We start from the raw sequence: 3712 nt of genomic DNA on the forward strand, positions 1-3712 counted from the left end.
AAATTTGTGTTTTATTTGGGAATTGTTTATTGTAATTTGTCCTACTCAAATTAGCGTCGTTAGCTCAATTGGCAGAGCAGGGGCCTCTTAAGCCCAAGGTTCGGGGTTCGATTCCCCGACGACGCACCAAGCTAAACTTAATAAAAACAATTACAAGCTCTCCATTTCTGGAGAGCCTTTTTTGTTTGGGTATTCTCAAATTTACCCATGTTTGGACAAAAAATAACGTAACTTTAACGTAACTTTTTCGGCGTGCTTTCGCAGACCAGTCTGGCCTCGGTGGCTCATCTCTTTTTTCCATAAATGACCTACGGATTAGAAGTAATATTTTTTGTGCCTAATGAACATCGCAAAACTGCGATTCAAGGCTAAAGTCACTCATTTCTTTGTATCCATTTGTATGTGTTTTCGGATATTTGGATAGCAAAGTGGTAACATTATGGTAACATGGATTCAATTGTTTTGATGGTTTTATTGAACCTAAAGACTTTTGATGATCTAGCTTTATAGACTATGATATAGCTCTCAAATTTTGAGGGCTTATCTTTCTCTATTCTCAAGTTTACCCTGTTTACCCAAATTTTAACGCAACTTTAACGAAACCGGTTTTTTCCCAAAAAATAAATGCAACATCGAGTCCAAAGGTAACTGCTAATAATCCATAGGACTCTTCACACCCATTCCCCCTCGGTTTAGAACGTGCGTATAAATCATTGTTGTTCGCACGTCTTGGTGACCCAGGAGTTCCTGAACGGTTCTAATATCGTGGCCGTTCTCTAATAAATGAGTTGCGAAACTGTGACGTAGAGTGTGACAGCTTCCAGTTTTCGTAATACAAGCCTTTTCAATTGCATCCTTCATGGCCCTTTGTACAGCTGACTCATGGAAATGATGTCTTCTATGCTCCTTGTCCTCAGGGTCAAAATACCGGGTCGATGCTGGGCAAACGTATTGCCATCGCCATTCTTTATCAGCGTTCGGGTATTTTCGCCTCAAAGCACCTGGCAACCGCACACTGCCGAAGCCTTCAGCAAGGTCTTTCTCATGTAACGATTTGACCCGCTGCAGGTGAGTTTTCAAAGGCGAGATGACTGACTCTGGCATCATTGTTAGTCTGTCTTTTTGACCTTTTCCGCTTCTTACCGTAATTTGGCGACATGCGAAATCCAAATCCTTGACTCGCAATCTCAAGCACTCCATGAGACGCAATCCCGAACCATACATCAAGGCACCCATGAGCCAACATTTGCCGTGTAGATGCAACATCACTTTTTTCACTTCTTCCCTTGTAAATACCACTGGAATTTTTTTAGGCTTTCTTGCTCGCTGAATATTGCCAATCCACCCTATTTCTTTTCTCAGGATCCGCTTATATAGGAATAACAAAGCACTGAGCGCCTGATTTTGCGTTGATGCTGCAACCTTCTGATTAACAACGAGGTATGTGAGAAATTGATTTATTTCTCGTTCTCCCATTTCCTTTGGATGCCGTTTGTTGTGAAACAGGATGTATTTGCGTATCCAATTGATGTAAGTTTTTTCAGTGCGATAGCTGTAATTCTGAGTCCTCAATGAATCTCGCACTACCTCCAGTAATTTTCTTTCACCCATGCAGCCTCCCGAGTTTTTTATTGCATGTTACATTTGGAAAACATATCTTTTAAGGAAATTTAACAAGGATGGAACAAAGCCGATGAGGATTTCACGGTTAGCCTCCACATCTCTCAGCCTCGACTCTACACCAAGTCTCCCCATAGAGTGTTCTTTTGTACACCTAAATACGCATCCTAGCAACTTTTTGCAAGTATTTTTTACTAGTAATAGATTTTTTTTGATTGTTCGTCCGCTTCAGCTTTGCAGGTTTCAGTGGGCACATTATGATGCAGTATAATCCCGGTACTTGAGCGTTATACTGCAAAAATCGCAACGTTTGTCCACTTTTTATAAGCTAAACGATGTTTTTATCAGACATAAATGCCGTGTTATAACATTGCATTTATGAAGGATATTCATAGTTATACGGTAAGAAATTTAGATAATCCAAGGTAATATATTGATCGATCAAACTATATTGCACTACAAAATCCGAAAAAATTAGTGAAGGCGGCATGGGTGTAGTCTACAGGATACCAAATTCAAACGCGAGGTCGCCCTTAACTTTCTGCCACGACAGATTGCCGCCAGCGAAAGATGCAACTATGCTGAGCTCGCGGATCCTGAACCTGAACGTGCAGAACAAATTCATAGATGTCATACCCTAATCCGAAGGAGGAATCATGACAAAATTGACCAACTTGTTTCGAACCACAGCCGCTTTTGCCCTGCTGCTACTCGCCGCACACTCTGGCTGGGCTTCACCCGGCGGCGATGACTGGCCGGCCTGGGGCGGCCCACACGGCAATTTTACCGTAACCCCCGGGGTTATCAAAGGGGAGCAACCGATTGAACTGAAAATAGCCTGGAAGAAGGAGTTGGGTTCCGGGTATTCTGCGGTTTCGGTTCTGGATGGCATGGCCGTTACCATGTTTTCGGACAGCACTTTTGACTACGCCATTGCTCTGGACGTTGAAGACGGCAGCGAGCTCTGGCGTTTCAAAATCGGGCCAACCTTTCCCGGCCGATGGGGCTCCGCCAACGGTCCGATCTCGACCCCGCTGATCTCGCAAAACAAGGTCGTAGGGTTGAGCGCAGGCGGACGCCTGTTTGCTTTGGATCGCAAAACCGGCGAGCTGGTGTGGGACAGCGATCTGGTAGTGGATCACCAGGCGAAAATACCTTTCTATGGCTTTGCCACCTCCCCAATTCTGTACAATAACATCCTTGTGGTCGAAACCGGCGGCGCTGCGCAGAACGCGATTTCGGCCTTCGACCCCAATACCGGGCAGGTGCTGTGGGCTGCCGGTGGCGACACCGTGGAATACCAATCGCCTTATCTGCTGCAAACCAGCGATGGCAGCCAGTTTGTAGGCATTACCAATCGCGCTCTGTACGGACTGCAGCCGGAAACCGGCAAAATTTTGTGGCGCTTTGAGCATGGCGGCACCGGCATTCTCATGGGCGCGGCAAGCGCCAACCTTGTTCCCGTCGAAGGCAATCAATTCTTTTTGAAGAATACGGATCAGGGCGGCATGCTGTTCAAGATTGAATACGCCAACGAAATGTATCAGGTGGACGAAGTCTGGCAAACAAAAGCCATCAAGGGCACTTATGTGATTCCGGTCTATCACGACGGTCACCTGTTCGGGTACAACAGTCGCATCTTCGGCTGCGTGAATGCGGAAACCGGCGAACGGGTGTGGCGTTCGCGCGCCCCGGGTGACGGCTTCCCCATTGTGGTGGACGGGCATCTGGTGGTCATTACCAAAAACGGCAGACTCAGCGTGGCGCCCGCTTCGCCGGAGGGGTACAAACAAATCGCCAGTCTGGACTTGTTCGCCAACCTGGTTTGGACGCCGGCAAGCTTTGCAGGCGGCAGATTGTTTCTGCGCAGCATGACCGAAATCGCCGGCGTCGATATCGTGCCCGCGCAGTCCGTTGCGCAAGCCGTCGCGAACGCCGACGGCATGGTACCGGACTCGAAGTTTGCACAATTTGTAAAGAAAGCAGAACAGGCCATGGATAAGATCGCGCTGGTTGACGAGTTTATGGCTGAGCAAAAGGAATTTCCCCTGATCGAAGGAGAGGATATCGTCCACTTTATTTACCGGGGAGA

2 protein-coding genes and 1 tRNA gene are annotated in these 3712 nt (G+C 46.9%); 2 read left to right on the forward strand and 1 reads right to left on the reverse strand.

Annotated elements, in window-relative coordinates; translation table 11 throughout:
• Window positions 1–53 precede the first annotated feature (53 nt).
• Window positions 54–129 (forward strand) — tRNA-Lys (locus tag IH879_21350).
• A gap of 522 nt (window positions 130–651) precedes the next feature.
• Here the strand turns inward: IH879_21350 and IH879_21355 are convergent.
• The gene (locus IH879_21355; GenBank protein ID MCH7677474.1) at window positions 652–1611 is read right to left on the reverse strand and encodes an integron integrase; all 960 of its coding nucleotides are present in this window, start codon (window positions 1609–1611) and stop codon (window positions 652–654) included.
• Between the two features lie 665 nt (window positions 1612–2276).
• Between IH879_21355 and IH879_21360 the strand changes: the two genes are divergently transcribed.
• Window positions 2277–3712: PQQ-binding-like beta-propeller repeat protein (locus IH879_21360; GenBank protein ID MCH7677475.1), on the forward strand; the 1436-nt coding region annotated here is incomplete at its 3' end.

The organism is candidate division KSB1 bacterium (assembly GCA_022562085.1).
Classification (GTDB): domain Bacteria; phylum Zhuqueibacterota; class Zhuqueibacteria; order Oceanimicrobiales; family Oceanimicrobiaceae; genus Oceanimicrobium.